This is a genomic window from Corynebacterium variabile, from assembly GCF_006539825.1.
GTDB classification, from domain to species: domain Bacteria; phylum Actinomycetota; class Actinomycetes; order Mycobacteriales; family Mycobacteriaceae; genus Corynebacterium; species Corynebacterium variabile.
On sequence record NZ_BJNT01000001.1, the window covers coordinates 29,678 to 55,741 of the forward strand.

Consider the following 26,064-nt stretch of genomic DNA (forward strand, 5'->3'; position numbering starts at 1 on the left):
CACTCCTGCGGGGGCTATGATGACCGGCGGTTCACACGGCAGGCCTAGCCCAGCTTCTCCGCGATGATCTTGTTCACCTGGGCCGGGTCGGCCTTGCCGCGGGTGGTCTTCATGACCTGACCCACGATCGCACCGGTGACCTTCTTGTTGCCGGCACGGTACTTCTCCACGATGTCCGGGCTGGCCGCCAGAGCGTCCTCCACGGCCTTCTCGATGGCACCGTCGTCACGGACGACCTCCAGACCGCGGGCGGCGACGACTTCGTCGATGTCCCCCTCCCCCGCGAGGACGCCGTCGACGGCCTGGCGGGCGAGCTTGTTGGTCAGCTTGCCTTCACCGATGAGGGCGATGACGCGGGCGACCTGGGCCGGGGTGATGGCCAGGCCCTCGAGGTCGGTGCCGGCCTCGTTGGCCTTCTGGGCGAGGTAGGCGACCCACCAGCTGCGGGATTCGGTGGCACCGGCGCCGGCCTCAACGGTGGCGATGATGAGGTCGAGGGCGCCGGCGTTGACGAGGTCACGCATCTCCTCGTCCTTGAGACCCCACTCCTCCTGGATGCGGGCCCGGCGGATCCACGGCATCTCCGGCAGCGTCGCGCGGATCTCCTCGACCCACTCGGCCGGCGCCAGGACCGGAGGCAGGTCCGGATCGTTGAAGTAGCGGTAGTCCGCCATGGTCTCCTTGGGACGGCCCTTGGCGGTGGTCCCGTCGGTCTCCTGGTAGTGGCGGGTCTCCTGGACGATCTCCACACCGTTGACAAGGCAGGCGGCCTGACGCTGCATCTCGAAGCGCACGGCCTGCTCGACCGACTTCAGGGAGTTGATGTTCTTCGACTCGGTACGGGTACCGAACTCGGTGGTACCGATCGGACGCAGCGAGAGGTTGGAATCCACGCGCATCGAGCCCTGGTCCATGCGGACATCGGAGACGCCGAGGGCCTTGACCAGCTCACGCAGGGCGGTGACGTAGGCGCGGGCGACCTCCGGAGCGCGGGCACCTGCGCCCTCGATCGGCTTGGTCACGATCTCGATGAGCGGGATGCCGGCACGGTTGGCGTCCACCAGGGAGGCGGTGGCGCCTCGGATGCGGCCGCCGGCGCCACCGAGGTGGGTCAGCTTGGCTGTGTCCTCCTCCATGTGGGCGCGCTCGATCTCGACGCGCCACGGGGTGCCGTCGTCGAGGACGATGTCGAGGTAGCCGTCGTGGGCGATGGGCTCGTCGTACTGGGAGATCTGGTAGTTCTTCGGCTGGTCCGGGTAGAAGTAGTTCTTCCGGGCGAAGCGGGAGTACGGGGCGATCTCGCAGTTCAGGGCCAGGCCGATCTTGATGGCCCACTCCACACCCTGGCGGTTGACCACGGGCAGAGCGCCCGGCAGACCCAGGCACACCGGGTCGACGTTGCTGTTCGGGTCGTCGCCGAACTCCGCGGACGAGGTCGAGAACATCTTCGACTTCGTCAGCAGCTCGACGTGGACCTCCATACCCATCACGGGGTCGAAGCGCTCCAGCACCTCGTCGTAGTCCATCACATCATCGGAGTAATCGTTCACCGCGGCAGTCATGGTCACCTACTCTAGTGCGTCGTCGCGCGTCGTCTGTCGACAGCCCTGCAGAGCATGGCGAACAGCGATCCGGAGATATTGTGCCAGACCGAGAAGATGGCGCCGGGGATCGCTGAGAGCGGTTCCATGTACTGGGCCGCCAGGCCCGCTGCCAGCCCGGAGTTCTGCATGCCGACCTCGATCGCCATGGTCCGCCTGTCCCGAAGCGGTTGACCGGTCGCCGCTCCGGCGCCGAAGCCGAGTGCCATACCGAGCAGGTTGTGGAGGACGACCGCCACCAGGACGGACAGGCCGGCGTCGAGGATGCTGTCGTGCGCGTTGGAGACGACCAGTGCCACCACGACGGCGATGGCGATGACGGACACCCACGGCAGCACAGGCAGGACGCGGGCCACCGCCTTCGGCAGGAACACCCGGACCACCAGGCCCAGGATGACGGGGACCAGGACGATCTTGACGATGTCCAGGGCCATCCCTCCGCCGTCGAGCGGCATGTACTCCCCTGCCAGCCACAGGGTCAGGACCGGGGTGAGCAGCGGCGCCAGCAGGGTCGATACCGAGGTCATGGCGACCGACAGTGCCAGGTCACCGCGGGCCAGGTAGGACACGACATTGGAGGCTGTACCACCGGGCGCACAGCCGACGAGGATGACGCCGGCGGCGACCGCGTCCGGCAGCTGCAGGACCCACACCACCAGGAGGGCGGCCAACGGCATGATGACGTACTGGGCGACCACGCCGATGAGGACCGGCAGCGGTCGCCTGACGACGAGGCCGAAGTCTGCGGGCTGCAGCGTCAGGCCCATGCCGAACATGATGAGGCCGAGCAGGGGGTTGACCCAGTCACTGTGTCCGCCGACGGTGCCGTGGCCGAAGAATCCGACGAGTCCGCCGATGATGACGAGGAGAGGGAATCCGAGGGTCGCGACATAGGCGCTGCGGTCGGCGTTCTGCGGAGAGCTGTGTTCCGGTGCATCCATGGTGAACGTCACCTTGCGTGATCCCGGGTGGTTCAGGTCACGGAACCCGGGTCAGCACCGTTGTCACCCCAGCAGCGACAGGGCGCTCTCCCACCGGTGGTCCGGAACGCACTTGAGCTGACCCACAGCGTCGTCGAAACTGACCAGCCGGATGGCTTCGCCGCGTAGGGCGACAACCAGGCCGAAGTCCCCGCGCAGCGCGGCTTTGGTGGCGTGGACGGCGTAGCGGGTGGCCAGCACCCGGTCGAAGGCGGTTGGTGTGCCACCGCGCTGGATGTGGCCGAGGACGGTGGAGCGCACGTCGGCGTCCAGCCGGTTCTGGATCTCGTGGGCGATCAGTGCGCCGACGTTGCCGAATTTCTGGTGGCCGAACTGGTCAACCTCCCGCTCTGCCATCTCCAGCGTCCCCTCCTTGGGTGCCGCGCCCTCGGCGACGACGATGATCCCGTACTTCTCCCCCAGCTGGAAGCGACGGGCCATGCGGGTACAGACGTCCTCGATGTCGAAGGGGTGCTCGGGGATGAGGATGTCGTGGGCGCCGCCGGCCATGCCGGCGTGCAGGGCGATCCAGCCGACGTGGCGTCCCATGACCTCGACGATCATCACACGGTTGTGGGATTCCGCGGTGGTGTGGAGCCGGTCGATCGCATCGGTGGCCACGGCCACGGCGGAGTCGAAACCGAAGGTGTAGTCGGTGGCGTTGACGTCGTTGTCGATGGTCTTGGGCACGCCCACCACCGGAACGCCGTGTTCGTGGAGGAACTGTGCCCCCTTGAGCGTCCCCTCGCCGCCGATGGTGATGAGGGCGTCGATCCCGGCGTCCGCGAGATTCTCCTTGACCCGGTCGATCGCCCCGGTGAACTCGTCGACCGGCAGGCGTCCGGTCCCCAGGATGGTGCCGCCGCGGGTGAGGATGCGGTCGATGTCCTCGTCGTCGTAGAGTTGCTTGCGTCGGTCCTCGACGAGGCCCTGCCAGCCGTCCTCGTAGCCGATGACGGTGGCACCGTGGCCCGCCGCCGTCCGAACCACCCCCCGGATGACGGCGTTCAGTCCGGGACAGTCTCCACCACTGGTCAGGGTCGCGATGCGCATGGGCCCCAGACTAGCGGCACAGACTCAGGAGCGCCCGCCGGCTGTCTGTGTGGCGGCCCCGACGTGGTTGTCCCGCGACATCAGCGAGGTGACCGTGCCCACGAGGATCACCGCCGCGGCGAGCAGGATCGCCTCGCCGAAGGCGCTGGCCGGGTCGGTGACGGTGAGGCGCCACTGCATGACCGCACCGACGGCCGCGGCACCGATGACCGAGCCGAGCTGTCGGGTCTGGTTGTAGACGCCGGAGCCGACGCCCATCTGCTCCGGGGCGAGATCACGCATGGTGGACGCCGAGTTCGGCGCCCAGACGAAGGAGTTGCCCACACCCAGGCCGATGAGCGGGAGGATCGTCCAGTAGTGGCTGACGCCGCCGGACATCACCAGGGTCATCGCCACGATGGACACCGTCATCATGGTGAAACCGAAGGCGCCGAACTTCCGGGCGCTGTGGCGGTCGCTGAGTCGTCCGACGATCGGCGAGAGCACCAGCGAGGTCGCCGCCTGCGGGATCATCATCAGACCCGCGCCCAGCGGAGAGAGTCCGTGCACCTGCTGGTAGTACAGCGTGATCGGCAGCGGGATGGATGCCACAGTGAAGCCCATGCCGGTGATGCCGATATTTCCCAGGCTGAAGTTGCGCACCGAGAACAGGCTCAGCGGCATCAGGGGATCGCGTCCGGTTGCCTCGGCGACGACCTGCTGGCGGACGAAGGCGGCGAACAGCGGCACGGAGACCGCGACCAACCCCCAGATCCACCAGGTCCAGTGCTCCTTCTCGCCCTGCTGCAGGGCGAAGACGAGGAGGAAGACCGCGACCATCGACAGCAGGATCGACAGCGGGTCGATCGGCCGGGTGGTGGTCCGCACCCGTGGCACCCACGCCGTCACCGCGACGATCGAGAGGACGCCGATGGGCACGTTGACGAAGAAGATCCACTCCCAGCCGACGTACTCGGTGATCACGCCACCGAGGATCGGACCGGTGAGCGTCGACAGGCTCGCAGTCGCACCCCAGGCACCCAGCGCCGCACCGCGACGGTTTCGGGCGAAGACTCGGTTGATCACCGCCATGGTCTGAGGGGTGAGCAGGGCAGCGCCCAGTCCCTGGACCGCGCGGGCGGCGATGAGCATCTCGATGCTGCCTGACAGACCGCACCACAGCGAGGACAGGGTGAACACCACCATGCCCACGCAGTAGACGTTCTTCGGTCCGAAGCGGTCGCCGAGGCGTCCGGTGACCAGCAGCGGCACCGCGAAGGTCAGCAGGTACACAGAGGTGACCCAGATGACCTGGTTGTAGTCGGCGTCGAGGTATTCCTGGAAGTCCGGGGTCGCCACCGCCACGATCGTCTGGTCGAGCAGGATCATGAAGAACCCGGTGCACAGCGCGATCAGCGCCTTCCACGCCCGCGGCTCGGGCAGCGGCAGGGCGGGATAACGGTCGGTGGTCTCGGGGGCGGGGTCAGTCACAGAGGGACAGTCTGCCACATCCGGCCGTCACTCCCCGAGCATCTCCCGCAGTCCCGGCAACGCCTCACGGAAGGCCGGAAGGAGTCGGAGCTCCGCCACCTCGTCGATCGGGCACCAGGCGAGATCGGTGCTTTCCGCCGTCGGCGTCAGTTCCAGGGTGTGGGACGCGGTGCCCAGCACCGTGGTGTAGGTCCACTCCTCCACGGTGGGGTCCGGAACCTCCCAGCACAACTGGCCGTCAATGGTGGCGACCAACCGGTGACCGGTGTCCGGGTGCGTCACCGGGTTCTCGCGGAGGGCGTCGAACAACCGCAGGCCGGAGGCGACGGCGTCGGTCACCGGGGCCGCGAGCGGAAGCTCGGCGTCCTCCAGCGGTACGCGGCGCAGCACGTGCTCCAGGGCGGCGCGGGAGGTGACGGCGGAGGTGGTGACGGTGACGTCGGCCGGGTCCACCCCGGTCTCCTCCTGTGTCTCGCGAAGCGCGGCCTCGGTCGCTGACTCACCGATGTCCACCGCACCGCCGGGGATGCCCCAGGTGCCGCCGAAGTTGGTCCACATCGCACGGTGCTGGACGAGCAACAGCGTCACACCGTTCTCGACGGTGGTGAGGAAGAGCCCTGCTGCGCCGAGGGTTCCCCAGCGCCGGACACCGTCCGATCCGACCGCCCAACCGTCTCCGTGGATCACCTGTTCAGACATGGGCGCCAGGGTACGCCGACTAGGTGTCCGGGGCCGGTGGCGTAAATCATCGGCTCTCACTTCTCGAAAGTTGTACTGTCCCTCAACGCCCCAGGCTAGGGTGACATCCATGCACGAGCACCCGACGGCAGTGCCACACACTGTCACCCACTCAGCCCCTCACTCCGTCTCCCACCCGACCCCTCAGATTGACGGCCAGGAGTTTCCGGTCTACACGCCCACGGTGTCCCCGATCCCGACGACCTCACGCCGGTCCGGTCGCAAGCCCGTGTTCAGTGCCGAGGACGTCGTCCGCGAGGCCTTCGACATGGGTCTGGACCACTTCTCCCTGTCCGCCATCGCACGTCGCCTCGGCGTCGGTGCGTCCGCCCTCTACCGGGTGTACGACTCCCGCGAGGCAGTCCTTGACGCCTGCATGATGACCGTCGCCGCAGAGTTCCACAACATCGATGACCTCATCGACCGGGACGCCGACTGGCAGACGGTTCTGCGTAGCTGGGCCGCCGAGTACTGGCGGATCTGTGGTGAATTCCCCGGGTTCCACGGCATCGCCCAGTCCCAGGTCCCCGAGGAAGGGGCGTTCCATCCGGTCTTCCTCCCCTGGCGCGACCGGCTGAACGCCCTGGACATCAATGACGCGCAGATCTACTTCGCCATGGCGACGCTGCGTGACGCCTTCACCGGCCTGCAGAACCGGATGGACCGGCTGCGCGGCCGGCCCGACGGTGAGGAGGAGTTCGACCGGGCCGAGACCCTCACCGACGGTGAGACCGTCGAACCCGAGGTGGGCGAAGAGCTCGCCGAGGACCAGGCGGAGCAGACCGTGGACTTCGTCATCGCCGGTCTGGAGAACGAATGGCCCGAATGGCAGCCCCCGGCCTACTACCGGCCGGACTCGAACGCGGCGCCGACCTTGTAGAGCCGGTCATCGCCGTGGGCCGGGCCCATGATCTGCAGGCCCACCGGCAGTCCGGTGTCGGTGGCCAGCGGCCCCGGCACGGACATACCGCACACACCGGCCAGATTCAGCGGCAGGGTGCACAGGTCGAAGAGGTACATCGCCAGCGGATCGTCGGCCTTCTCCCCCAGCGCGAAGGCCGTGGTCGGGGTAACCGGGGAAACCAGCACGTCAACGTCCTGGAATGCCTTGGCGAAGTCCTGGGCGATGAGGTTACGGACGCGCTGCGCCTTGATGTAGTAGGCGTCGTAGTAGCCGACCGACAGGGCGTAGGTGCCCAGGATGATGCGTCGCTTGACCTCCGGGCCGAAGCCCTCGGCGCGGGTGATCGCCATGACCTCGTCGGCGGAGTGGTGGCCGTCGTCGCCTCGGCGCTGGCCGTAGCGCATGCCGTCGAAGCGGGCCAGGTTGGAGCTGACCTCACAGGGGAGAATGAGGTAGTAGGCGTTGAGGGCGTAGTCGAAGGAGGGGCAGTCGACCTCGACGATCTCCGCGCCCTGGCTCTTCAGCTGCTCGAGAGAGGCCTTGTAGCTCTCCTCCACACCGGCCTGGAGGCCACGGACGGACTCCAGCTGCTTGACCACGCCGATCTTCACACCGCGCAGGTCACCGTTGGCGCCCTCCTTCGCGGCAGCGACGACCGGGGCGACCGGACGCTGCGAGCTGGTGGCGTCGAACCGGTCGTGGCCGGCGATGACCTCGTGCAGCAGGGCGGTGTCCAGCACGGTGCGGCCGGTGGGGCCGCCCTGGTCCAGGGAGGACGCACAGGCGACCAGACCGTAGCGGGAGACGGTGCCGTAGGTCGGCTTCACACCGACGGTGTTGGTCAACGCGGCGGGCTGACGGATCGATCCACCGGTGTCGGTGCCGATGGCCAGCGGGGCCATGCCTGCGGCCAGGGCTGCGGAGGAGCCGCCGCCGGAACCACCCGCTGTGCGGGTGAGGTCCCAGGGATTGTGGGTCGGACCGTAGGCGGAGTTCTCCGTGGAGGAACCCATGGCGAACTCGTCCATGTTGGTCTTGCCGAGGATCGGGATGCCCGCGGCACGGATCTTCTTCGTCACCGTGGCGTCGTAGGGGCTCATGTAGCCCTCGAGGATCTTCGAGGCACAGGTGGTCGGTGCATCGGTGGTGGTGAAGACGTCCTTGAGGGCCAGCGGCACACCGGCCAGCGGGGACGCGACATTCCCGGCGGCGATGTCCTTGTCGGCCTGCTCGGCGGCGGCGAGAGCCTCGGTCCCACCGACGTGGAGGAAGGCGTGGACGTCGCTGTCGACGGCGGCGATGCGGTCGAGGTGGGCGCGGGTGACGTCCACCGAGCTGACCTCACCGGCGTGGATCTTCTCCGCCAGGGCGGCGGCGGTCCAGGTGGTGAGGTCGGAATCGTCGCGGGAGCCGACGAGTGCTGTCTGATCAGTCATGTGTTCTTTCTCCTGCTCGTCCGTCTATTCGCCGAGGATCCGGGGGACCTGGTAGCGGTCCTGCGCCTGCTTCGGTGCCTGGTCGAGGGCCTGCTCGGCGGTGAGCAGGGACTCGGGGACATCCTCACGCATGACGGAGACGTCCCCGTCGACGTTCTGGGTCGGGTGGCTCAGCGGGGCGACACCTTCGGTGTCCACCTCCTGGACAGCGGCGACCGTTTCGACGATGCCGTCGATCTGCTCGGCGAAGTGGATGAGCTCCTCCTCCGTCAGGGCGAGGCGGGAGAGCCTGGCGAGGTGCGCGACCTCGTCACGGGAGATCTCTGACACAGGGGATCCCTTTCTGATCAGTGTTCCTGTACCTCAGACACTCTAGTCGCCCCGGGGTCCCGGTGTTTCACCGTCCCGGTGTTTCACCCGGCCGGAGGGTGGGTCCCTTCGCTACAATCGGGCTGTCCGATCACGTCCACCCCACACTCCTTCGAGGTCTTCCTTGTCCTACCTGATGCGCGTCCGACTGCCCGATGTCCCCGGAACTCTCGGCCTGATCGCCGCGACACTCGGGGCCGTCGACGGAGACATCCGCACCGTTGACGTGGTCGAGCATGACCCCGACGGCACCGTGGTCGATGACATCGTCGTCGACCTGCCCGCCGGACGCCTCGCCGACGCCCTCATCAGCGCCGCCCAGGAGGTCGAGGGGGTCTACGTCGACTCCATCCGCCCGTTCTCCGGGACGGTCGACCGTCGTGGCCAGGTCAGCCTGCTCGCCGCCGTCGCCCGCCGGGCGGCCCGGACCGAGGGGCTCGAATCCCTGCTGGAGAAGCTGCCGCAGACCATGTCCGTGCAGTGGGTCGTGGTGCTGGAGTCCGTCACCGAGGGCGAGGGCGCTGTGGCGGTACGTCGGGTGGCTGCGTCCTCCTCCGCGCCCGAGGACGACGGCCGGGTGCTGCACGCCACCCCGGTGTCCGAGGCCCGTGCCCTGACAGACCGCGACGACTGGGTGCCGGAGTCCTGGACTGTCATGGACTCCGCGCTGGCCGCCACTCCCCTGGACGGCACCGACCTCATCATGGTCATCGGCCGTCCGGGCGGGCCGGATTTCCTGCTCTCGGAGATCGATCACCTCGGCGAGCTCGGCCTGATCCTCGGCTCACTGTTGGGCTGAGAATCAGGCCTCCGGCCGGTAGCGGGAGTACCGGTCCACGGGGACGCCGGGATGCAACTGTTCCCAGAGTGCCGCCATCCCGGCGCGGTCGACGGAGACCAGGCCGCCCACCGTGAGTTCACAGTCGACGTCCGGGGTCGACCACCGGTGGAGTTCCGAGGACGGGTCATTCATAGCGGTCTTCCCCATGCTCTCCACACGCCGGCTCTGTGTCAGCGAGAAGTCCTCACCGTAGGCGGTGAACTCGCCGGTGACGTCATCGTGTACCGGAACCGCGGTCGGGGTGAGATCCAGGGTCACCGGAACCGGTGAGAGGTCCGAGACGATGTGCGCCAGCATCCGGGTGCGGGCGAGTTCCTCCTTCTCCTGTCTGCAGAGCCGCCACAACTCCGCAGGTTCGTCTGCCGTCACCTCCGGGTCCCCTCCGTCAAAGCGCGCCCGGAGCACGTCGCGGAGTGAGACGTCCGGAACTACCGAGCGGTTCTGGACACGCATTGTGGTGCGGAGTCCGTCCTCGGTCCAGGCGATGTCGACGGAGTGCTCGGCCTCAGATCCGACACCTTCGCGCCTGATAATGATTCCATCATTGCCTGCGACGAACGTCCCGTCCTCGCGGTAGGAACACTGCGTCGGAGACAGGTCCACTGTGGCGGGGATCCTCAGTGGTCCGTCGGCGATGTGCTCCCGGAACCAGGCGCGTTGCGATTCCTCCAGGGCCCGGAGATCCTCCTTCTGCGCGGCCTTGACCTCCGCCCGTGTCACGGTCGGTCCGTCCCAGACGAACAGGGAATCGTCGAGTGGGACGTTGATCTCGCTGTCCTCGATCCAGGCCTGCGCGCCTGCGGCGTCCGGGTGTTCGTTGACCTCGCCGAGCAGGTACCCGGACTCCTGGTCGACCCACATCCGCAGCGGACCGACCTTGCGCCGTGGTGCTTTCAGCGCCACCGTCCAGCAGTCACGCCCCTGGAAACGTTCAGCGATGACCTCCTCCTCAGGCCGGATGAAGTCGTCCCCGGACCAGTCACGGTCCTCCCGTGGATGCACGAAGGTACGGGCATCCCCGTGGTAGATGAGCTTTCCCGCCGGCGCTGCCACCGGCGTCCCCGCGAGACCGGTCAGATGCCGCGTCGGTTCCATACTCCACGAGGTCTCCCCGTCACAGAGGAACTCAGGAGCACCGTCGACCTCGACCCGCAGGCGTCTCCCCTGCCGCCAGATCTCGGTGTGCCCCTCACGGCACTCCCCGTCCCCGAAATCTCCCGGGCCACCGAGATGCCCGTGTAGCGTCAGTTCCGGGTACCCCGACAACTGTGTGCGCAGTGTGGTCCAGTCCATGGCCCCACGCTACCGGCCCCCAACACCCCATGTCCGCAGCACGCAGTCTGAGGTCGCTCTGAGCACCTCGCCCACAACCTCAGGCTGCGCGAGGCCGACATCCCCTCCCACGTAGGCGGCGCGGTGAGTTACTCCGCAGAGCCCGGGGCGAGGAAGAGCTGGTACGAGGGATCGTCGGTGATCTCGGCGAACGGGAACCCGAGCTCAGCGAGGTGCTCCTCGAACTCGGTGGAGTCGGCGTCCTCGAAACCGGCGAGGACGCGGCCGTAGTCCATGCCCTGGCTGCGGTAGTGGAACGCGGTGATGTTCCAGCGGGTGCCCAGGACGTCGAGGAAGCGCACGAGGGCGCCGGGGTGCTCCGGGAACTCGAAGGAGAAGATCCGCTCGTTGACGGGTGACGGCGGCACGCCGCCGATCATGTAGCGCACGTGCTCCTTGGCGGTCTCGTCGTCGGAGAGGTCGACCACGTCGTAGCCGGCCCCACCCAGGGCGTCCGCGATGGCGGTGCGTTCCTCGACGCCACCCTTGAGCTGCACACCGACGAAGATGCGGGCCCTGTGGTCGGTGTCCTGGCCACCGCTGCGCTCGTCGACGCGGTAGTTGAACTCTGTGACCATCCTGCCGTCGAGCACCTGGCAGAAACGCAGGAACGCGCCCTGCTCCTCGGGGATGGAGACGGCGAAGATGCCCTCGCCGCCCTCACCGAGCTCGGCGCGCTCGGAGATGTAGCGCAGGGTGTGGAAGTTGAGGTTCGCGCCCGAGAGGATGTTGACCAGGGTCTCGTCGTGGATGTCGTGGGTGGCGACGTACTTCTTCAGGCCGGCCAGGGAGGTCGCACCGGCGGGCTCGGCGACGGCACGGTTGTCGTCGAAGAGGTCCTTGATCGCCGCGCTGATCTCGTCGGAGCTGACGGTGATGACCTCGTCGAGATGGTCCCGGCACAGCCGGAAGGTCTCGGCGCCGATGGTCTTCACGGCCACGCCCTCGGCGAAGAGGCTGACGTGGTCGAGAGTGACCGGCTCACCGGCCTCCAGGGCCGCGGTGAGGCAGGCGGACTCCTCAGGCTCCACACCGATGACCTTGATCTCCGGGTTGAGCTCCTTGAGCAGGACGGCCACTCCGGCGGCGAGTCCACCGCCACCGACCGGGACGAAGACCCGGTCGACCGGGCCGGACTGGAAGATCTCCAGACCGATGGTGCCCTGGCCGGCGATGACGGCCTCGTCGTCGAACGGCGGGACGTACTCCAGGCCCTCGAGCTGGGAGAGTTCCTTAGCCTTGGCCTGGGCGGCGTCGAAGTTCTCGCCGTGGAGGATGACCTCACCCCCGAACCCACGCACGGCGTTGACCTTGATCGACGGGGTGGTCACCGGCATGACGATGACCGAGCGCATGCCGAGTTCACGGCCGGACAGGGCCACGCCCTGAGCATGGTTGCCGGCGGACGCGGTGATCACGCCGGGACAGCCGACGAGCTGGGACATGCGGTTGAAGGCTCCACGCAGCTTGAAACTGTGCACCGGCTGCAGGTCTTCGCGCTTGACCAGCACCCGGTTGTGAATTCGCTCCGACAGTCCGTCCATCATTTCAATGGGGGTGTGCTTCGCGGCCCGGTAGACCGGCGCGGAGACGATGTCGCGGAGGTATTCAGCAGAAGTCTTTGCCATGGTTGACCATGCTACTCAGCGGTGGACATCACGCCTGCAGTGGCCAGGACGTGTTGACGGTCTCGGCCTTGGCGGTCTGCCCCTTGGAGATGAAGTACTCCTTGAGATGACTCTTGTCCTCGTAGTTCCAGGTCGCCTGCTTGAGCATGAGCTCATCGGCGGTCATCTCGACGACCTCGGGGTAGGCACGGGTGAGTTTCCAGGCGACGCGGGCGGCCGCCACCGCGTCCGCCGAGGCCTCGTGTGCGTTGTCGAGGGTGACACCGTAGTGCTCGCAGACCTGCGTGAGACGGCGTCCTCCCTTGCGGTACCGGTCCTTCGCCTTGTCGACGACAAGTGGGTCGAAGACGGGACCGTCGACGGTGAAGGTGGGCTCCAGGGTCCGCAGGACGGTGAGATCGTAGGCGGCGTTGTAGATGATGAGCGTCGCCCCCTCCGACCAACCGCGGCGGATGCGTTCGATGGTCTCGGCGAGAACCTCGTCGTGGGGACGCCCGTGCTCCCGGGCGTACTCGGTGGTGATGCCGTGGACTGCGGTGGCACCCTCCGGGATCGGGATCCCGGGGTCGGCGAGGATCTCCAGGTCATCACGGTGGGAACCGTTGATGGTGATCAGCGCGCTGGTCACGATCCGTGCGGTCAGGGGGTCCGGGCCGGTGGTCTCCAGGTCGAAGCTGAGCATGTGGGAGGGATCGAAGCGCGTCGCGGTCGTCATGGTGGACCACTCTAGCGGGCGGCCGGACGCGCAAATGACCCTGTGCCGCGAGGGCACGGGGTCATTCGAATTCCGCGGGACACAGCGGAGAATCAGGCGAGGGCGTCGTCGAACTCCGGGGAGGTCACGGCGAGAGCCTCGTCGTCACCGAAGAGGTAGTAGGACGCACCGGCGGAGAGGTCGGCGATTTCTTCACGGCTGAGAAGGTTGAACATCTTGAACTCCTGAGGAATCTCGGGTCTGTGGGTTCTATGTGGTGCGTGGTGCATCTGGTGCAACACGTCCAACGCTATGTTTCGCCGCGGAAGCAGTCCACGGCTTTCCGGGCCGTCACCCCCGGCCGGATGACACCCCCGTCGTCCCCACGCAGGGCACAGCTCACAGGGACCGCAGGTTCAGTTGTTTTCAGCGGAGATACCACCACCCCCGGCCGGTGTGATCCAGATCATCCGAGCCCCGGATATAGTGATATGGAACTCATATCGAAGCAGAAACATCATCGCACGGCGTCCCCGGTGCGCGTCCGCGTCCGCACTACACTGAACCGGGTGAGCGAGCCGAAGCAGACGACGTCCCCCACCGCATCCCCCGACGACCCGGCCGAGCGCTGGTCCGCCCTGGCCGCGGAGATCCGTCACCACCGTGACCTCTACTACTACCGCGAGCCGGTGATCACGGACGCTGAGTTCGACACGATGATGCGCGAACTCCAGTCCCTGGAGGCCGAGCACCCGGAGGTCGTCACCGGACCGAGCCCGACCACCGAGGTCGCACAGCCCCCGGTGAACTCGCCGTTCCGCAATGTCGCCCACCGTGAGCAGATGCTCAGCCTCGACAATGTCTTCGACGGCGGCGAGCTCAAGGAGTGGCTCGACCGCACCCCCTCGGAGACCTACCTCACCGAGCTGAAGATCGACGGCGCCTCCATCGACCTGCTCTACCTGGACGGTCGCCTGGAGACCGCCCTGACCCGCGGCGACGGCGTGACCGGTGAAGACATCACCCACAACGCCCGCACCATCTCCGACATCCCCGACCGGCTCAGCGGCACCGAGGAGTTCCCGGTGCCCGCGGTCGTCGAGATCCGCGGCGAGATCTTCATCACCGTCGAGGACTTCGCGACGATGAACGCCGACCGGCAGGCCGAAGGCAAGAAGATGTTCGCCAACCCGCGCAATGCCGCGGCCGGGGCAATGCGGCAGAAGAATCCGGCAGAGACGGCGAAGCGTCCCCTCAAACTGATCTGTCACGGCCTCGGCGCCCGTGAGGGCTTCGAGCCGGCCAGCCAACATGACGCCTATCGCGCAATCGAGGCGTGGGGCCTGCCGGTCAGCCCGTACACGAAGCAGGTGCACTCGGCCGAGGAGGTCATCGCCCAGGTCGGGTACTGGGGCGAGCACCGGCATGACGCCACCCACGAGATGGACGGCCTGGTCGTCAAGGTCGACAGCCTCGACGAGCAGGAGGACCTGGGCGCGACCAGCCGGGCCCCACGCTGGGCGATCGCCTACAAATACCCGCCGGAGGAGGCGATGACCACGGTGGAGTCCATCCGGATCGGAATGGGCCGCACCGGCCGCGCCACCCCGTTCGCGGTCATGTCCCCGACCCCCGTCGCCGGGTCCACGGTCTCCATGGCCACACTGCACAATCCGACCGAGGCGCACCGCAAGGGCATCCGGCTGGGTGACCGGGTGATGATCCGCAAGGCCGGCGAGGTGATCCCCGAGGTCCTGGGCCCGGTGGAGGATGTCCGCGACGGCTCCGAGCGCGAGTTCGTCTTCTCCTCGGTCTGCCCGGAATGCGGCACTCCCCTGGCACCGACCAAGGAGGGGGACGCCGACTGGCGCTGCCCGAACACCCGCTACTGCCCCGGCCAACTGCAGAACCGGCTGAACTACCTGGCCGGACGCGGCGCCTTCGACATCGACGCCCTCGGCGAGCGCGCCGCCAGTGACCTCATCGCCTCCGGCGTCCTGCCCGATGAAGGACGCCTGTTCTCGCTCAGCGCCGACGACCTGACCTCCACCAACGCGTACACGACCAAGGCCGGGAAACTGAACAGGCCCGGTGAACTGCTGCTCGACAATCTGGAGGAGGCCAAGCAGGTCGACCTGTGGCGGGTGATCACTGCACTGTCGATCAGGCATGTCGGGCCGACCGCGGCAAAGGCTCTGGCCGCGACACTGCAGTCCATCCCCGCGATCGACAAGGCCTCAGTCGAGGAGATGGCCGAGATCGACGGAGTCGGCGGGATCATCGCGCAGTCGGTGAAGGACTGGTTCGCCGTCGACTGGCACCGCGAGATCGTGGACGCCTGGGCAGACGCCGGGGTGCGTATGGAGCAGATCGTCGAGGCCTCCGACCTGCCGGAGCAGACACTGGCCGGGCTGACCGTGGTGGTCACCGGATCCCTGGAGAACTTCGACCGGACCAGCGCGAAGGAGGCCGTCGAGTCCCGCGGTGGCAAGGCGGCGGGGTCGGTGTCGAAGAACACCGATTTCCTCGTCGCCGGCGGGAAGGCCGGTTCGAAGCTCACCAAGGCCGAGGATCTCGGCGTCCCCGTCCTCGACGAGGCCGGGTTCGAGAAGCTGCTGGCCGAGGGGCCGGACGCGCTGCGGTAGTGCCGCGCTACCACCCTTTCCTCCCTCTGCCCCACCAGCTAGAGTCTTCGGCCATGATCATCTGCGACTCCCACTCCGCGCCCCTGTCCGCCCGCTGACGTCGTAGAGCCCGCCTTCCCGGCCCTGCTCCAATCAGCGCGACCGCTGATCACCGGGAGGCCCCCGTGTTATCCACACACCCATCTGTCGTCCTCGACGACCTCACCTTCACCTGGCCGGACGGCACACCTGTCCTCGACCATCTCACTGCCACCTTCCCCGCTGTTCGCACCGGCCTGACCGGTGCGAACGGGACGGGCAAGTCCACGCTGCTCCGCATCCTCGCCGGTGAACTGTCCCCCACCGCCGGGCATCTGGCGATTCCCGGATCGGTGGGCTACCTGCCGCAACGCCTCACCCTGGACACCGACGCCACGGTCGCCGACCTCCTCGGCGTCCGCGCGGTCCTCGATGCCCTGGCCCGGATCGAGCACGGCAGCACCGACCCTGCTGACTTCGATGCGGTCGGTGACGACTGGGACATCGGCGTCCGGTGTCTCGCCGACCTCGCCGCCGCCGGGCTGCACGGGATCGAGCTCTCCCGGCGCGTCGGGACGTTGTCCGGTGGGCAGAGACCGTCCACGCCGCGCTGGTCGGCCTGCGACGGTCCCGCCATGACGTCGTCCTGCTCGATGAGCCGACGAACAACCTCGACCGGCACGCCCGGGAGTACCTGTATGACGCCGTCTCGGCTCACGCGTCCTGGACTCCGACCCTCATCGTCGTCTCCCATGACATCGAGCTCCTCGATCTCATGGAGCACACCGCCGAACTGCACACCGGGTCACTGACCGTCTTCGGAGGCCCGTACTCGGCGTACCGGGAGCACCTGGAGCATCAGCAGGCTGCGGCGGAACAGGCGCTCATCACCGCCGAGCAGGCACTGAAGACCGAGCAGCGGCAGCAGGTGGAGGCGCAGACCACGCTCGCCCGTCGGCTGAGGTACGCGAAAAAGGACTTCGCCACTAAGCGACGTCCGAAGGCGATCATGAACAACCGGAAGCAGGAGGCCGAGGTCAGCGCGGGAGAGCTGCGAACAGCGATGGCTCGCGACGTGGATTCCGCACGGGCTGTTGTCGAGGAAGAGGCCGCCGCGGTCCGACGCGACGACCATGTCCGCATCGACCTGCCGGATCCGGAAGTGCCTGCAGGGAAGGTTATCGCTGAAATTCCCTCCCCCTCCGGAACGGCGATCCTGCAGGGCCCGGAACGCCTCGCCGTCACCGGCGACAACGGTTCGGGCAAGACCCGCCTGCTCGAGGATCTGGTGCACGGTCGGTGCGGTCGCCTCTTCACGGACCGGGTCGGCTACCTGCCACAGCGCTCCGACGATCTGGACGAGGACGCCACGGTGCTCGATGAGGTTCGTATCGCAGCCCTCACCACCGATCCGCAGCGGATCCGGGCGCAGCTGGCCCGGTTCCTGTTCCGGAAGGACGAGGTCGACCGGAGCATCGGCGATCTCTCCGGCGGCGGTCGGTTCCGGGTCTCCCTGGCCCGCCTGCTGCTGGCCGAACCTGCGAACCAGCTGCTCACCCTCGACGAGCCGACGAACAACCTGGATCTCGCCACGGTGGACGCGCTGGTCGATGCCCTGGCGTCCTACCGCGGGGCGCTGATCGTGGTCAGCCGCGACGAGGTCCTGCTCGACCGGTTGCAGGTAGGCTCGCGGCTATGTCTGTCGTGAAGATCAACGCAATCAGTGTTCCCGAAGGTGCCGGCCCTGAGCTGGAGAAGCGCTTCGCCGCCCGTGCCCACACCGTGGACTCCTCCCCCGGCTTCGAGGGCTTCCAGCTGCTCCGCCCGACCAAGGGTGACGACCGCTACTTCGTCGTCACCACCTGGGCCTCCGAGGAGGACTTCAAGGCCTGGGCGTCCGGCCCGGCGAAGGCTGCGCACAGCGGTCCGCACTCGGGTGAGGGGAAGAAGCCGGTGGCCACCGGTGCCGACCTGCTGGAGTTTGAGGTTGTTGACCTGGACGCCGTCGCCGGACAGGAGTAGCCACCGGCCCGGTCCTCCTCCCGAGGGCATGTGAAAAACCGGTCAGTTGCGGTGCAGCAGCACCGCCGCGCCGCGCACGGTGCGCGCCAGTTCGGCCGCCGCATTCGGGGTCAGGATGTCCTCCCCCACAGCCACCAGGTCGATCTGCGGTTCGGGGCTCTCCCCGTCGAAGGTCCACTGTTTCCAGGTGCGCATCACGGTGTGCGCCAGCTCCTCGCTGGAGCGCTCACCACCGACCCGCCACGCCACCGCGGTTCCACTGTCGACCAGTCGGGCGACCTCGTCATCCAGCCGGTCCACCACCAGGGTGGAGTCCAGGGATGCCAGCTCGGGGTACAGGCACCCGGCGTCGAGGATGATCTCCCGGCCACCTTCTTCCCCGTAGTCACCGCGCATCTGCTCAAGGAACCGTCGCTCCACATTCGTCGCGATCTCCCGGTCCACACTCATCGTCTCGAAGTCGGTGGCACCGACCAGCATGGAGGTCACCTCGGCGAAGCGTCGTTCATGCACGTGCACGACCGAGGCGCCGACGGCGTCGCAGAACTCCCGCACACCCTCGCCGAGTGCCAGGGCGACATCGCGGAACGCCGGCCGGTCGAAACACAGCGGATGCCCGCGGTACTCCACCGAGGCTCCGAAGGTCCACGGCCCGGTGACGTGCACCATCAGCCGGTCGGTACCCGGCATGACCTCGGCGATGATGTCGGTGAGTTCGTGACGGCGTCCGAGGAAGGCACGCATGTCGAGGGTCTTCCCCGGCGCAACCTCCCAGCCTCGGGCGTGGGACCGCAGGTAGGGTCCGCCGACGGTGACGCCCATCGCGGCGGTCTCCATGAGCAGGCCGTCGTCCACGGCGGACCGCGGCAGGCTCAGCGGTGGCACCACCCCGACGTCCTCATCGACGTCACGGGTACGCCGGGCTGCGGCGGCCAGAGACGCACGGAGATCGGTGTGGGTGGTCCGGATATCTTCCCACCAGGCGAACCTGGTCACGCGGACTGTGCTCCGGATTCAACATCATCCACCCACGGTGCGGTCGCACTGATCGTGCCCGAGCCGATGAGGATGTCGCCCTCGGCGTCCGGCAGGTAGACGACGGCAGCCTGGCCGCGGGCCACGCCCTGCAGCGGCTCGTGGAGCTCGAGCTCGACGGCATCCGAGGTCAGCGTCGCGGTCGCCGGGACCACGCCACCGTGGGCACGGACCTGGACCTCGCAGTCGAAGGTCTCACCGTGCTTGGCGGGGTCGAGCCGCTTGAGCCGGTCGGCGGTGATGTGGCCGATCCGCAGATCCCGCTTGCGTCCGACGGTGACGGTGCCGGTGGAGGCGTTGATGTCGGTGACATAGCGGGGCTGGCCGTCGGCGGCGGGGCCGGGCAGGCCGAGGCCCTTGCGCTGTCCGATGGTGAAGCCGTAGACGCCGTCGTGCTCGGCGAGGGTCTCCCCCTCCACCGACTGCACGATGCCGGGGCGCATCCCGATCTTCGTGCCGAGGAAGGCCTGCGTCCGCCCGTCGGGGATGAAGCAGATGTCGTGGCTGTCCGGCTTGGACGCCACGCCCATCCCGAGGTCCTTCGCCTCGGCGCGGATCGCGGGCTTGACGGTGTCCCCGACCGGGAACATGCAGTGGGCGAGCTGCTCGTCGGTGAGGACGCCGAGGACGTAGGACTGGTCCTTGTTGTCGTCGATGCCGCGGCGCAGGACGCCGTCGTGCAGCTGCGCGTAGTGGCCGGTGACCACGGCGTCGAAGCCGAGGGCGATGGAGCGGTCGAGCAGCGCCTCGAACTTGATCTTCTCGTTGCAGCGCAGGCAGGGGTTGGGCGTCTCACCGATCTCGTAGGACTCGACGAAGTTGTCGATGACGTCCGCCTTGAAGCGGTCGGAGAAGTCCCAGACGTAGAAGGGGATACCGAGGGAGTCGCAGACGCGGCGGGCGTCGGCGGAATCCTCCAGGGAGCAGCAACCGCGCGATCCCGCGCGCACCGCCTCCGGGGACTGCGACAGGGCCAGGTGGACGCCGATGACCTCGTGACCTTCAGCCAGCGCACGCGCCGCCGCCACCGAGGAATCGACGCCACCGCTCATCGCCGCGACTACCCGCATTCTTCCTGTCACCTTCCGTTCTGCACTCATGGACAGCCCTTCACCCTACACCGTGACCATCTGACCGGGCATTTCTCTGCTAGCGTGACCTACCGTGACCGAGCCCCCTCATGCTTCCCCGACCCGGACACGCTGGAGCGTCCTGCTTCCACTGTCCGGGTCCGCGCTGCTCGCCAGCGCGACCGGCGGAATGTCGGGTGACCTCTTCAACCTCTTCCTTACCGGGGAGCTCGGTTTCAGTCCTGCGGTCCTGTCGGTGATCTACGCAGGCATGCTGCTGAGCCTGCCGTTGCAGTTGGCGGGGCCGACGATCGCCCAATGCTTCCGCTTCCACACGCTGATGACCGCCGGAGCGGTTGTCAGCGCGGCCGCAGTGGTGGCGATTCTTCTGGTGGTCCACCTGCCTGTGGGCGACCGGTTGCAGTTGACGGTCGTGATTGTCGCCGCGGTCGCGGTGGAGATCGCCTTCTCCCCGTCCTACGGGACAGTGTGGTCGGCGTGGCTGGGCGAGGTGGTCCGGGACGAAGACCGGCCCACTGTCCTGTCGCTGGGCAAGTTGCTCTCCTAGGGGACGCTCGTCGCCTGTTTCACGCTGCAGGCCGTGGTCTTCAACGGCGACGTGACGACCACCCTCTACACCTCGGTCTGCGTGTGGTTGCTTATCTACCTCGTCGGCAGTGCCGTCGTCTACCTCGCCCTGCCGGACCCCGGAATCCCGGAATCCCGGACAGCACTGACGCAGGACGCAGCCCCCGTGGACTGGTCCGCGGCACCCTGCATGATCTCACTGTCACGCTGAGGACGCCGGTCTACCGACTCATCCTGGTGTGCGAGTCCTGCCAGTTCTTCATCGGCGTCCCACTGCTGTCGGTCTACCCCATGCAGGTCATCGGGGTGTCATCACAGACCGTGGGTTTCGTGCTCATCGCCCGCACCGTCGGATCCATGGTGTTCATGCTCTTCCTCGGTCCGCTCACCAGGCGCTTCGGGGCACGGTCGGTCCTGTGGGTCTCCGGCGGTGTCAGTACCGCGGCGCTGGCCCCCTGGCTGCTGGTGCCGGTGACCGGTTCCGCGCTGCACACGGTCTGGACGTGGCTGCCGGTGGTCCTGGTGCCGGTGCTCTTCGCCGCGAAGTCCGTGTTCTCCACGTCGGTCGACAGCATCGCCTACGACCTGGTGTCCCGGGAGGACCGGGTAGTGGTGTTCACCGTGTCGGACGTCGTCAGTTCCGGGTCGCTCCAGCTCACCGGTATGGTGGGCGCCTGGCTCGTCGCCGCGCCCTCCGACGGGCCGTCGCTGGTCACCGGTGGCGTCGGAGTGGTCCCGGGGTCCGCCTTGATCCAGGCCGGCGTAGTGGTCTCGGTGGCCCTCACCATGCGCTTCAGCAGGGCCGCCAGGTAATCGTCAGTACGCCGTGCCCGCGGCACGGGCCTGCTCCACCACTCCGGGCAGCAGGGCACAAATCCGGTCGATGTCGGCGTCCGTTGTCGCCGGGCCCATGGTCAGTCGCAGTGCGCCGCGGGCGGTATGCACGTCGACACCCATAGCGGTGAGCACGTGGGAGGCCCGGTTCACACCGGCGGAGCATGCGGAGCCGGTGGAGGCGTCCACACCGGCGACGTCGAGCAGCATGATGAGGCTGTCTCCCTCCGCACCGGGGAAACTCATGTGGACATGCGACGGCAGCGCACCGCCGTCCGGGTCGGTGTAGACCACCGCGTCCGGGATCGACCGGACCACGTCGAGCAGCCGTTCCTGGTAACCGGCGAGTCGGGCGTGCTCGGCGTCCATCTCAGCGACCGCGGCAGCCAGTGCCGCCGCCGTGGCCGCCGCGCCCTGCGGGTTGACGGTGCCCGACCGCAATTTGCGCTCCTGGCCGCCACCGCGCACCGGGGTGTCGATGACCGCGTCACGCCGGGCCAGCAGCAGTCCGACGGATTTCGGCCCACCGAATTTGTGCGCGCTGGCCGTCAACGTCGCGACACCGAGCCCGTGGAAGTCCACCGGCAGGTGCCCGACAGCCTGGACCGCGTCGACATGGGTCGGGATCCCGACGTTCACCGCAGGCCCCACCACAGACGCCAGGTCGGTGACATTGCCGGTCTCGTTGTTGACCCACATCGCGGTGACCAGGGCGTCCTGCGCGGGGTCCAGCAACCCGACCGCGCCTGGGCGGCCCGGGACGTCCACCGGGATCTCCACCCGCTCGAACAACGGACCGCCGGGAACGGGAAGGCCACCGCACAGCCAGTCCACGGACTCCCCCACCGCCGGATGCTCGACCGCGGAGACATGGATCCGCCGGGCACCACAGGTACGCAGCGCACCGAAGGCGAGGCCCTGGACGGCGATATTGTCCGCCTCAGTCCCCGATCCGGTGAACAGGACCTCGGCCCGGTCAGCACCGAGCAGTTCACCGATCTGCTCGCGCGCGTCCTCCACGATGCGGGACGCCTCACGGCCGGACGCGTACTGGCCGGCCGGATTGAGCAGGGACGCGGTGCGCTCCAGCGCGTCCACGGCTTCCGGACGCAACGGGGCGGACGCCGCATGGTCGAGATAGATACGGGACATCCCCGACATCACTCCCCCTCGTGGGGCAGTGCCAGCAGACGGCGGTCGATCTCGTGCATCTTCTCGGCCACCGCGCTCGGGTCCACGCCCTTACGGTACCGGCTGGCTGCGAGACTGCGCTGCGCCTCATTGAGGGAGCGACGCCGGATCTCGATAGCCCTGCGCGCAGCTTTCTGACGGCGCACCCGTCGGATCCGTGCGTGTTCGTCGGCGTCCTCGAGACCGTCGTCACCGTCGTCGAGAGCCGAGGTCGACCGGATCACCTGGAGTCGCTCGTTGATACGGGCCGCGGCCTCCGGGGTGAGATGCTCACTGGCCAGTTCCTTGCTGACCACGGCGACCGCGGCGCGGTAGGCGTCGTCGAGAGCCTCCTCGGTGGCATGGTCGGCGGTGTCGTGGAGATCGTAGTTGCGTTTGAGGTAGGCGGTGAGCGTCGGCAGGGTGAGCCCGGGGATCACCATCGTGCACAGCAGGACGACGAAAGCGACGATCGTGAATTCGTCACGCATCGGGAAGTCTGTGGGACTCAGTGACAGCACCAGGGCGAAGGTGACCAGACCACGCATGCCGGCCCAGGTGAGCAACAAGACATCGGTCCAGCGCACCGGGGCACGGTATCTGCCTCTGCTCCTCGAATTCGCCCACAACAGACCGCTCATCCACACCGCACGGACGGCGACGAGGACGAGAGAGATGACCAGGCCCCAGATCACCGGCTTGAGGTGCTCGACCTCGTCGTCGAAGAACGACTCCCGGACGTTCATGCCCATCAGGCCGAAGGCCATACCGGTGACGAGAAGCTCGATGACCTCCCAGAACGCCGAACCGGCGAGCCTGGCGTCGGCAGCGGTGGCATCCAGCCGGGAGCTGAGCTCCACGGCGGCGACGACCACGGCGATGACGCCGGAGATGTGGATCTCCTCGCACACCAGGTAGAGGATGAACGGCAGTACCCAGGTGAAGGCGTTACCGGCGACCGGGGAATCGAGCCACTCGACGAACTTCGCGGAGTAGCGTCCGACAGCCCAGCCCAGGGCGACGGCGCCGAGGGCGCTGTAGACCATGGTTCCGCTGGCCTCGAACCAGTGGATGTCGTCGTGGAACTCTGCGGCGGTGACCGCCGCACTGAAGATGACGAGGGACGCGGCGTCATTGAACAGGCCCTCGGACTGCAGCGTGCCGATGATGCGACGTGGGATACCGGCGGGCTCCGCCACAGCCTCGACCGCCACCGGGTCAGGCGGGGCGACGGCCGCGGCCAACGCCAGGGCACCGACAAGAGTGAGCCCGGGGATCATCCACATCGCCGTACCGGCGACCACGGCCACCGTGACGATGACCAGGACCACCGAGAGGCTGAGAATGGAACGCCACTGGTCACGGAACATGCCCCAGGAGGTCCGTCGGGCCAGTGCCCACAGCAGCGGGGGCAGCGCCAACGGGAGGATCAGGTGCGGTTCGACATCGACTGTCGGCATCCCCGGGATGAACATCGCGCCGGTGGTGACCAGCAGCAGCAGGACCGGCCAGGGCAGACCGATCCTGTCTCCCACTCCCACCGTGAGCACGGTCAAGAGCATGAGAGCGAGAACGATGATCAGGGTTGTCATCCAGTCGGATCCTGTCCGGGGGTCGGAGTGGTCGGTGGGGACTGCAGAAAGTGTGCGGGAAAAGACTCAGGGTCCGCACCCCGTCGGGGTGCGGACCCTGTTGTCCTGCGGTCACAGTGCCTGTTCTGACGGAATTCACCGTCAAGTCTACCGCGCGGCGGTCACCGGTTCTTCACCGGTACTCACCTGCGGCGGCGGGAACTACTTGCGCTTGGCGAGCTCCTCGGTGGCCTGCGGGGCGACCTTGAACAGGTCGCCGACGACTCCGAAGTCGGCGATCTCGAAGATGCCGGCCTCCTCGTCCTTGTTGACGGCGACGATGGTCTTGGAGGTCTGCATACCGGCCTTGTGCTGGATGGCACCGGAGATACCGAGGGCGATGTAGAGGTTCGGGGAGACCGTCTTACCGGTCTGCCCGACCTGGAACTTGCCCGGGTAGAAGTCGGCGTCCACCGCGGCACGGGAAGCACCGACGGCGGCACCGAGAGTGTCGGCGAGCGGCTCCACGACGTCGTGGAAACCTTCCGGACCGGCGACACCACGGCCACCGGAGACGATGATCTTCGCCTCGGTGAGCTCGGGGCGGTCGGCTTTCTCGGCCGGGGCGAAGGAGTTGATCTTCACCGCGGTCGGACCCGGGGCGGGGAGCTCGACGGCCTGGACGGTACCGGCGGCAGCCTGGTCCTCCGGGTCGACGGCGCCGGCGCGCAGGGTGTAGACGGGCGAGGTGCCACCGGCGGTGGACTCGACGGTGAAGTCGCCGCCGAAGATGGAGCCGGAGGCGGAGCGGTCGGCATTGATGCCGATCACGTCGTAGAGGACGCCGGAGGCGACGCGGGCGCCGACGCGGCCGGCGATCTCGTTGCCGTTGGCACCGGCGGCGATGACGACCGGGGCCTGGAGGGCGGCGGCCAGACCGGCGACGGCGTCAACCTGCGGGGTGACGACGTACTCGGCGGCGAAGTCGGCCTCGGCGGCGTAGATGTTCTCGGCACCGGCGGCGGCCAGACCGGCCTGCAGCTTCTCGGTGGTGCCGGGGGCGCCGACGACGACGGCACCGACGGTGCCGAAGGCGCGGGCGGCGGTGATGAGCTCGCGGGTGCTGTTCTTCAGCTCACCCTCGGAGTGCTCAACGAGGACCAGGACGTTGGTCATGGTTTCAGTAGTCCTTTCCGTGTGTGGGGTGAGTTAGATGAGCTTCTGCTTGGCGAGGAACTCGACCAGCTGGACGCCGCCGTTGCCCTCGTCGGTGACGATTTCACCGGCGGTCTTCTCGGCCTTCGGGGCGGACGCGGTGACCTTGGTCGCGGCGGCACCGAGGCCGACGTTCTCGGCGGCGACGCCGATGTCGCCGATGCCCAGCTCGCGGATGGTCTTCTTTTTCGCGGCCATGATGCCCTTGAAGTTCGGGACGCGCGGGGTGTTCGCCTTCTCGGTGACGGACACGATCGCCGGGGTCGGTGCCTCGACGGTGAAGATGCCGTCCTCGGTCACGCGCTCACCGGTGACCTTGCCGCCCTCGACCGCGAGGGAGCGCAGGTTGGTGACGGCCGGGATCTGGCGGTACTCGGAGAGCAGGCCGGGCACGGCACCGGCGCCACCGTCGGTGGAGGCGTTGCCGGCGAGGATGATCTCGATGTCCTCGACCTGGTTGAGGGCGTTGGACAGGGTCCACGCGGTACCCAGGGCGTCCGAACCGGCGAGGGCGTCATCGGTGACGAGGATTCCCTCGTCTGCACCGAGGGACAGCGCCTTACGCAGGGCGGAGGTGGCGCCCGCGGGGCCCACGCTCAGCACGATGATGTTGCGGGAACCGTCAGCTTCCTTGAGCTTCAGGGCCGCCTCGACGGCGTTCTCGTTGATCTCGTCCAGGATAGCGTCGCTGTTCTCCCGGTCGAGCGTGAAGTCGTCATCGGTCAGCTTGCGCTCGGAGTAGGTGTCCGGCACCTGCTTGACCAGAACCACGATGTTCGACATTCGTTGGCCTTCCTGCCTTGGGTTCGATGTGATCGTCGGTCAGTCTACTCAGATTCGGCCGTGACCT

General features: G+C 67.7%; 26 protein-coding genes. 9 read left to right on the plus strand and 17 right to left on the minus strand.

Annotated elements, in window-relative coordinates; translation table 11 throughout:
• Window positions 1-44 precede the first annotated feature (44 nt).
• The 5 genes from gatB to CVA01_RS15400 form a co-directional block, all read right to left on the minus strand.
• Window positions 45-1,562 carry an Asp-tRNA(Asn)/Glu-tRNA(Gln) amidotransferase subunit GatB gene (gene gatB / locus CVA01_RS00125; protein ID WP_141327696.1) on the minus strand — a complete coding sequence of 506 codons (1,518 nt, stop codon included), beginning with the start codon at window positions 1,560-1,562 and terminating at the stop codon, window positions 45-47.
• Window positions 1,563-1,573: 11 nt separating this feature from the next.
• Window positions 1,574-2,542, minus strand: a complete 969-nt coding sequence (locus tag CVA01_RS00130) for a bile acid:sodium symporter family protein (protein WP_141327698.1) — start codon at window positions 2,540-2,542, stop codon at window positions 1,574-1,576.
• Between the two features lie 63 nt (window positions 2,543-2,605).
• On the minus strand, window positions 2,606-3,634 hold the full coding sequence (locus CVA01_RS00135; protein WP_014010312.1) for an ATP-dependent 6-phosphofructokinase: 1,029 nt from the start codon (window positions 3,632-3,634) through the stop codon (window positions 2,606-2,608).
• A gap of 24 nt (window positions 3,635-3,658) precedes the next feature.
• Window positions 3,659-5,104: an MFS transporter gene (locus CVA01_RS00140; protein ID WP_170209638.1), complete on the minus strand. Its 1,446-nt coding sequence runs from the start codon at window positions 5,102-5,104 to the stop codon at window positions 3,659-3,661.
• A gap of 27 nt (window positions 5,105-5,131) precedes the next feature.
• Window positions 5,132-5,803, minus strand: coding sequence for an NUDIX domain-containing protein (locus CVA01_RS15400; RefSeq protein WP_041630068.1), 672 nt, complete (start codon window positions 5,801-5,803; stop codon window positions 5,132-5,134).
• 223 nt (window positions 5,804-6,026) lie between these two features.
• Between CVA01_RS15400 and CVA01_RS00150 the strand changes: the two genes are divergently transcribed.
• Window positions 6,027-6,722, plus strand: a complete 696-nt coding sequence (locus CVA01_RS00150; RefSeq protein WP_141327702.1) for a TetR/AcrR family transcriptional regulator — start codon at window positions 6,027-6,029, stop codon at window positions 6,720-6,722.
• Here CVA01_RS00150 and gatA read toward each other — a convergent pair.
• Both gatA and gatC read right to left on the minus strand, forming a co-directional pair.
• Window positions 6,686-8,182 (minus strand): Asp-tRNA(Asn)/Glu-tRNA(Gln) amidotransferase subunit GatA, encoded by a 1,497-nt coding sequence (gatA, locus tag CVA01_RS00155; RefSeq protein ID WP_141327705.1) that lies wholly within the window; start codon window positions 8,180-8,182, stop codon window positions 6,686-6,688. The two genes, CVA01_RS00150 and gatA, sit on opposite strands and share 37 nt — an antisense overlap.
• 24 nt (window positions 8,183-8,206) lie before the next feature.
• Complete coding sequence (gene gatC, locus CVA01_RS00160) at window positions 8,207-8,512, minus strand: Asp-tRNA(Asn)/Glu-tRNA(Gln) amidotransferase subunit GatC (RefSeq protein WP_014010317.1); 306 nt, start codon at window positions 8,510-8,512, stop codon at window positions 8,207-8,209.
• A 163-nt stretch (window positions 8,513-8,675) separates the two neighbouring features.
• Between gatC and CVA01_RS00165 the strand changes: the two genes are divergently transcribed.
• A complete protein-coding gene (locus CVA01_RS00165) occupies window positions 8,676-9,350 on the plus strand; it encodes an ACT domain-containing protein (RefSeq protein WP_041630069.1) in 675 nt (224 codons plus the stop codon).
• 3 nt (window positions 9,351-9,353) lie between these two features.
• Here CVA01_RS00165 and CVA01_RS00170 read toward each other — a convergent pair whose 3' ends face one another.
• From CVA01_RS00170 to CVA01_RS15405, 4 genes are all read right to left on the minus strand, one after another.
• Window positions 9,354-10,685 carry a hypothetical protein gene (locus CVA01_RS00170; RefSeq protein WP_141327707.1) on the minus strand — a complete coding sequence of 444 codons (1,332 nt, stop codon included), beginning with the start codon at window positions 10,683-10,685 and terminating at the stop codon, window positions 9,354-9,356.
• Window positions 10,686-10,813: 128 nt separating this feature from the next.
• Window positions 10,814-12,352 carry a threonine ammonia-lyase, biosynthetic gene (gene ilvA / locus CVA01_RS00175; protein WP_014010320.1) on the minus strand — a complete coding sequence of 513 codons (1,539 nt, stop codon included), beginning with the start codon at window positions 12,350-12,352 and terminating at the stop codon, window positions 10,814-10,816.
• A 28-nt stretch (window positions 12,353-12,380) separates the two neighbouring features.
• Window positions 12,381-13,067 (minus strand): 3'-5' exonuclease, encoded by a 687-nt coding sequence (locus CVA01_RS00180; protein ID WP_014010321.1) that lies wholly within the window; start codon window positions 13,065-13,067, stop codon window positions 12,381-12,383.
• Between the two features lie 92 nt (window positions 13,068-13,159).
• Window positions 13,160-13,282 carry a hypothetical protein gene (locus CVA01_RS15405; protein WP_255307676.1) on the minus strand — a complete coding sequence of 41 codons (123 nt, stop codon included), beginning with the start codon at window positions 13,280-13,282 and terminating at the stop codon, window positions 13,160-13,162.
• A gap of 36 nt (window positions 13,283-13,318) precedes the next feature.
• On the opposite strand from CVA01_RS15405, the gene ligA reads away from it, so the two are divergent.
• The 4 genes from ligA (at window position 13,319) to CVA01_RS00195 (ending at window position 17,731) form a co-directional block, all read left to right on the plus strand.
• Window positions 13,319-15,691 (plus strand): NAD-dependent DNA ligase LigA, encoded by a 2,373-nt coding sequence (ligA, locus tag CVA01_RS00185; protein WP_373862648.1) that lies wholly within the window; start codon window positions 13,319-13,321, stop codon window positions 15,689-15,691.
• A gap of 164 nt (window positions 15,692-15,855) precedes the next feature.
• Window positions 15,856-16,521, plus strand: a complete 666-nt coding sequence (locus tag CVA01_RS15515) for an ATP-binding cassette domain-containing protein (RefSeq protein WP_307723347.1) — start codon at window positions 15,856-15,858, stop codon at window positions 16,519-16,521.
• Between the two features lie 251 nt (window positions 16,522-16,772).
• Entirely contained in the window at window positions 16,773-17,417 is a 645-nt protein-coding gene (locus CVA01_RS15520; RefSeq protein ID WP_307723348.1) for an ATP-binding cassette domain-containing protein, read from the plus strand.
• Window positions 17,405-17,731, plus strand: coding sequence for an antibiotic biosynthesis monooxygenase family protein (locus CVA01_RS00195; protein ID WP_041630072.1), 327 nt, complete (start codon window positions 17,405-17,407; stop codon window positions 17,729-17,731). The genes CVA01_RS15520 and CVA01_RS00195 overlap by 13 nt, the downstream gene beginning before the upstream one ends.
• Window positions 17,732-17,773: 42 nt before the next feature.
• On the opposite strand, the gene CVA01_RS00200 is transcribed toward CVA01_RS00195, so the two are convergent.
• Together CVA01_RS00200 and mnmA are read right to left on the minus strand one after the other, a co-directional pair.
• Entirely contained in the window at window positions 17,774-18,727 is a 954-nt protein-coding gene (locus CVA01_RS00200) for a uroporphyrinogen decarboxylase/cobalamine-independent methonine synthase family protein (RefSeq protein ID WP_141327711.1), read from the minus strand.
• Window positions 18,724-19,836 (minus strand): tRNA 2-thiouridine(34) synthase MnmA, encoded by a 1,113-nt coding sequence (gene mnmA / locus CVA01_RS00205; protein WP_141327844.1) that lies wholly within the window; start codon window positions 19,834-19,836, stop codon window positions 18,724-18,726. The genes CVA01_RS00200 and mnmA overlap by 4 nt, the downstream gene beginning before the upstream one ends.
• Window positions 19,837-19,930: 94 nt before the next feature.
• Between mnmA and CVA01_RS14795 the strand changes: the two genes are divergently transcribed.
• Genes CVA01_RS14795 through CVA01_RS14805 form a run of 3 tightly spaced genes read left to right on the plus strand, consistent with a single transcriptional unit; the run spans window position 19,931 to window position 21,237 of the window.
• Entirely contained in the window at window positions 19,931-20,404 is a 474-nt protein-coding gene (locus CVA01_RS14795; RefSeq protein ID WP_014010327.1) for a hypothetical protein, read from the plus strand.
• 33 nt (window positions 20,405-20,437) lie between these two features.
• Complete coding sequence (locus CVA01_RS14800) at window positions 20,438-20,635, plus strand: hypothetical protein (RefSeq protein ID WP_170209639.1); 198 nt, start codon at window positions 20,438-20,440, stop codon at window positions 20,633-20,635.
• 26 nt (window positions 20,636-20,661) lie between these two features.
• Window positions 20,662-21,237, plus strand: coding sequence for an MFS transporter (locus tag CVA01_RS14805; RefSeq protein ID WP_170209640.1), 576 nt, complete (start codon window positions 20,662-20,664; stop codon window positions 21,235-21,237).
• A gap of 3 nt (window positions 21,238-21,240) precedes the next feature.
• On the opposite strand, the gene CVA01_RS00215 is transcribed toward CVA01_RS14805, so the two are convergent.
• From CVA01_RS00215 to CVA01_RS00230, 4 genes are all read right to left on the minus strand, one after another.
• Window positions 21,241-22,419 carry a cysteine desulfurase family protein gene (locus tag CVA01_RS00215; RefSeq protein ID WP_141327715.1) on the minus strand — a complete coding sequence of 393 codons (1,179 nt, stop codon included), beginning with the start codon at window positions 22,417-22,419 and terminating at the stop codon, window positions 21,241-21,243.
• A complete protein-coding gene (locus tag CVA01_RS00220; protein ID WP_141327717.1) occupies window positions 22,419-24,020 on the minus strand; it encodes a cation:proton antiporter in 1,602 nt (533 codons plus the stop codon). The genes CVA01_RS00215 and CVA01_RS00220 overlap by 1 nt, the downstream gene beginning before the upstream one ends.
• A gap of 201 nt (window positions 24,021-24,221) precedes the next feature.
• Window positions 24,222-25,175, minus strand: coding sequence for an electron transfer flavoprotein subunit alpha/FixB family protein (locus CVA01_RS00225; protein WP_141327719.1), 954 nt, complete (start codon window positions 25,173-25,175; stop codon window positions 24,222-24,224).
• Between the two features lie 33 nt (window positions 25,176-25,208).
• A complete protein-coding gene (locus tag CVA01_RS00230; protein WP_014010333.1) occupies window positions 25,209-25,997 on the minus strand; it encodes an electron transfer flavoprotein subunit beta/FixA family protein in 789 nt (262 codons plus the stop codon).
• Window positions 25,998-26,064 lie beyond the last annotated feature (67 nt).

What these genes read in the sequence shown, in the direction of transcription:
- CVA01_RS00170 (WP_141327707.1), bottom strand. Translation starts at nt 10,685, where the DNA reads ATGGACTGGACCACACTGCGCACACAGTTGTCGGGGTACCCGGAACTG.
- ligA (WP_373862648.1), top strand. Translation starts at nt 13,319, where the DNA reads ATGTGGTGCGTGGTGCATCTGGTGCAACACGTCCAACGCTATGTTTCG.
- CVA01_RS15400 (WP_041630068.1), bottom strand. Translation starts at nt 5,803, where the DNA reads ATGTCTGAACAGGTGATCCACGGAGACGGTTGGGCGGTCGGATCGGAC.
- CVA01_RS00195 (WP_041630072.1), top strand. Translation starts at nt 17,405, where the DNA reads ATGTCTGTCGTGAAGATCAACGCAATCAGTGTTCCCGAAGGTGCCGGC.
- gatA (WP_141327705.1), bottom strand. Translation starts at nt 8,182, where the DNA reads ATGACTGATCAGACAGCACTCGTCGGCTCCCGCGACGATTCCGACCTC.
- CVA01_RS00130 (WP_141327698.1), bottom strand. Translation starts at nt 2,542, where the DNA reads ATGGATGCACCGGAACACAGCTCTCCGCAGAACGCCGACCGCAGCGCC.
- ilvA (WP_014010320.1), bottom strand. Translation starts at nt 12,352, where the DNA reads ATGGCAAAGACTTCTGCTGAATACCTCCGCGACATCGTCTCCGCGCCG.
- CVA01_RS15520 (WP_307723348.1), top strand. Translation starts at nt 16,773, where the DNA reads ATGGCTCGCGACGTGGATTCCGCACGGGCTGTTGTCGAGGAAGAGGCC.
- CVA01_RS00225 (WP_141327719.1), bottom strand. Translation starts at nt 25,175, where the DNA reads ATGACCAACGTCCTGGTCCTCGTTGAGCACTCCGAGGGTGAGCTGAAG.
- CVA01_RS00215 (WP_141327715.1), bottom strand. Translation starts at nt 22,419, where the DNA reads ATGTCGGGGATGTCCCGTATCTATCTCGACCATGCGGCGTCCGCCCCG.
- CVA01_RS00220 (WP_141327717.1), bottom strand. Translation starts at nt 24,020, where the DNA reads ATGACAACCCTGATCATCGTTCTCGCTCTCATGCTCTTGACCGTGCTC.
- CVA01_RS00180 (WP_014010321.1), bottom strand. Translation starts at nt 13,067, where the DNA reads ATGACGACCGCGACGCGCTTCGATCCCTCCCACATGCTCAGCTTCGAC.
- CVA01_RS00135 (WP_014010312.1), bottom strand. Translation starts at nt 3,634, where the DNA reads ATGCGCATCGCGACCCTGACCAGTGGTGGAGACTGTCCCGGACTGAAC.
- mnmA (WP_141327844.1), bottom strand. Translation starts at nt 19,836, where the DNA reads ATGCGGGTAGTCGCGGCGATGAGCGGTGGCGTCGATTCCTCGGTGGCG.
- CVA01_RS00230 (WP_014010333.1), bottom strand. Translation starts at nt 25,997, where the DNA reads ATGTCGAACATCGTGGTTCTGGTCAAGCAGGTGCCGGACACCTACTCC.
- gatB (WP_141327696.1), bottom strand. Translation starts at nt 1,562, where the DNA reads ATGACTGCCGCGGTGAACGATTACTCCGATGATGTGATGGACTACGAC.
- CVA01_RS15405 (WP_255307676.1), bottom strand. Translation starts at nt 13,282, where the DNA reads ATGTTCAACCTTCTCAGCCGTGAAGAAATCGCCGACCTCTCCGCCGGT.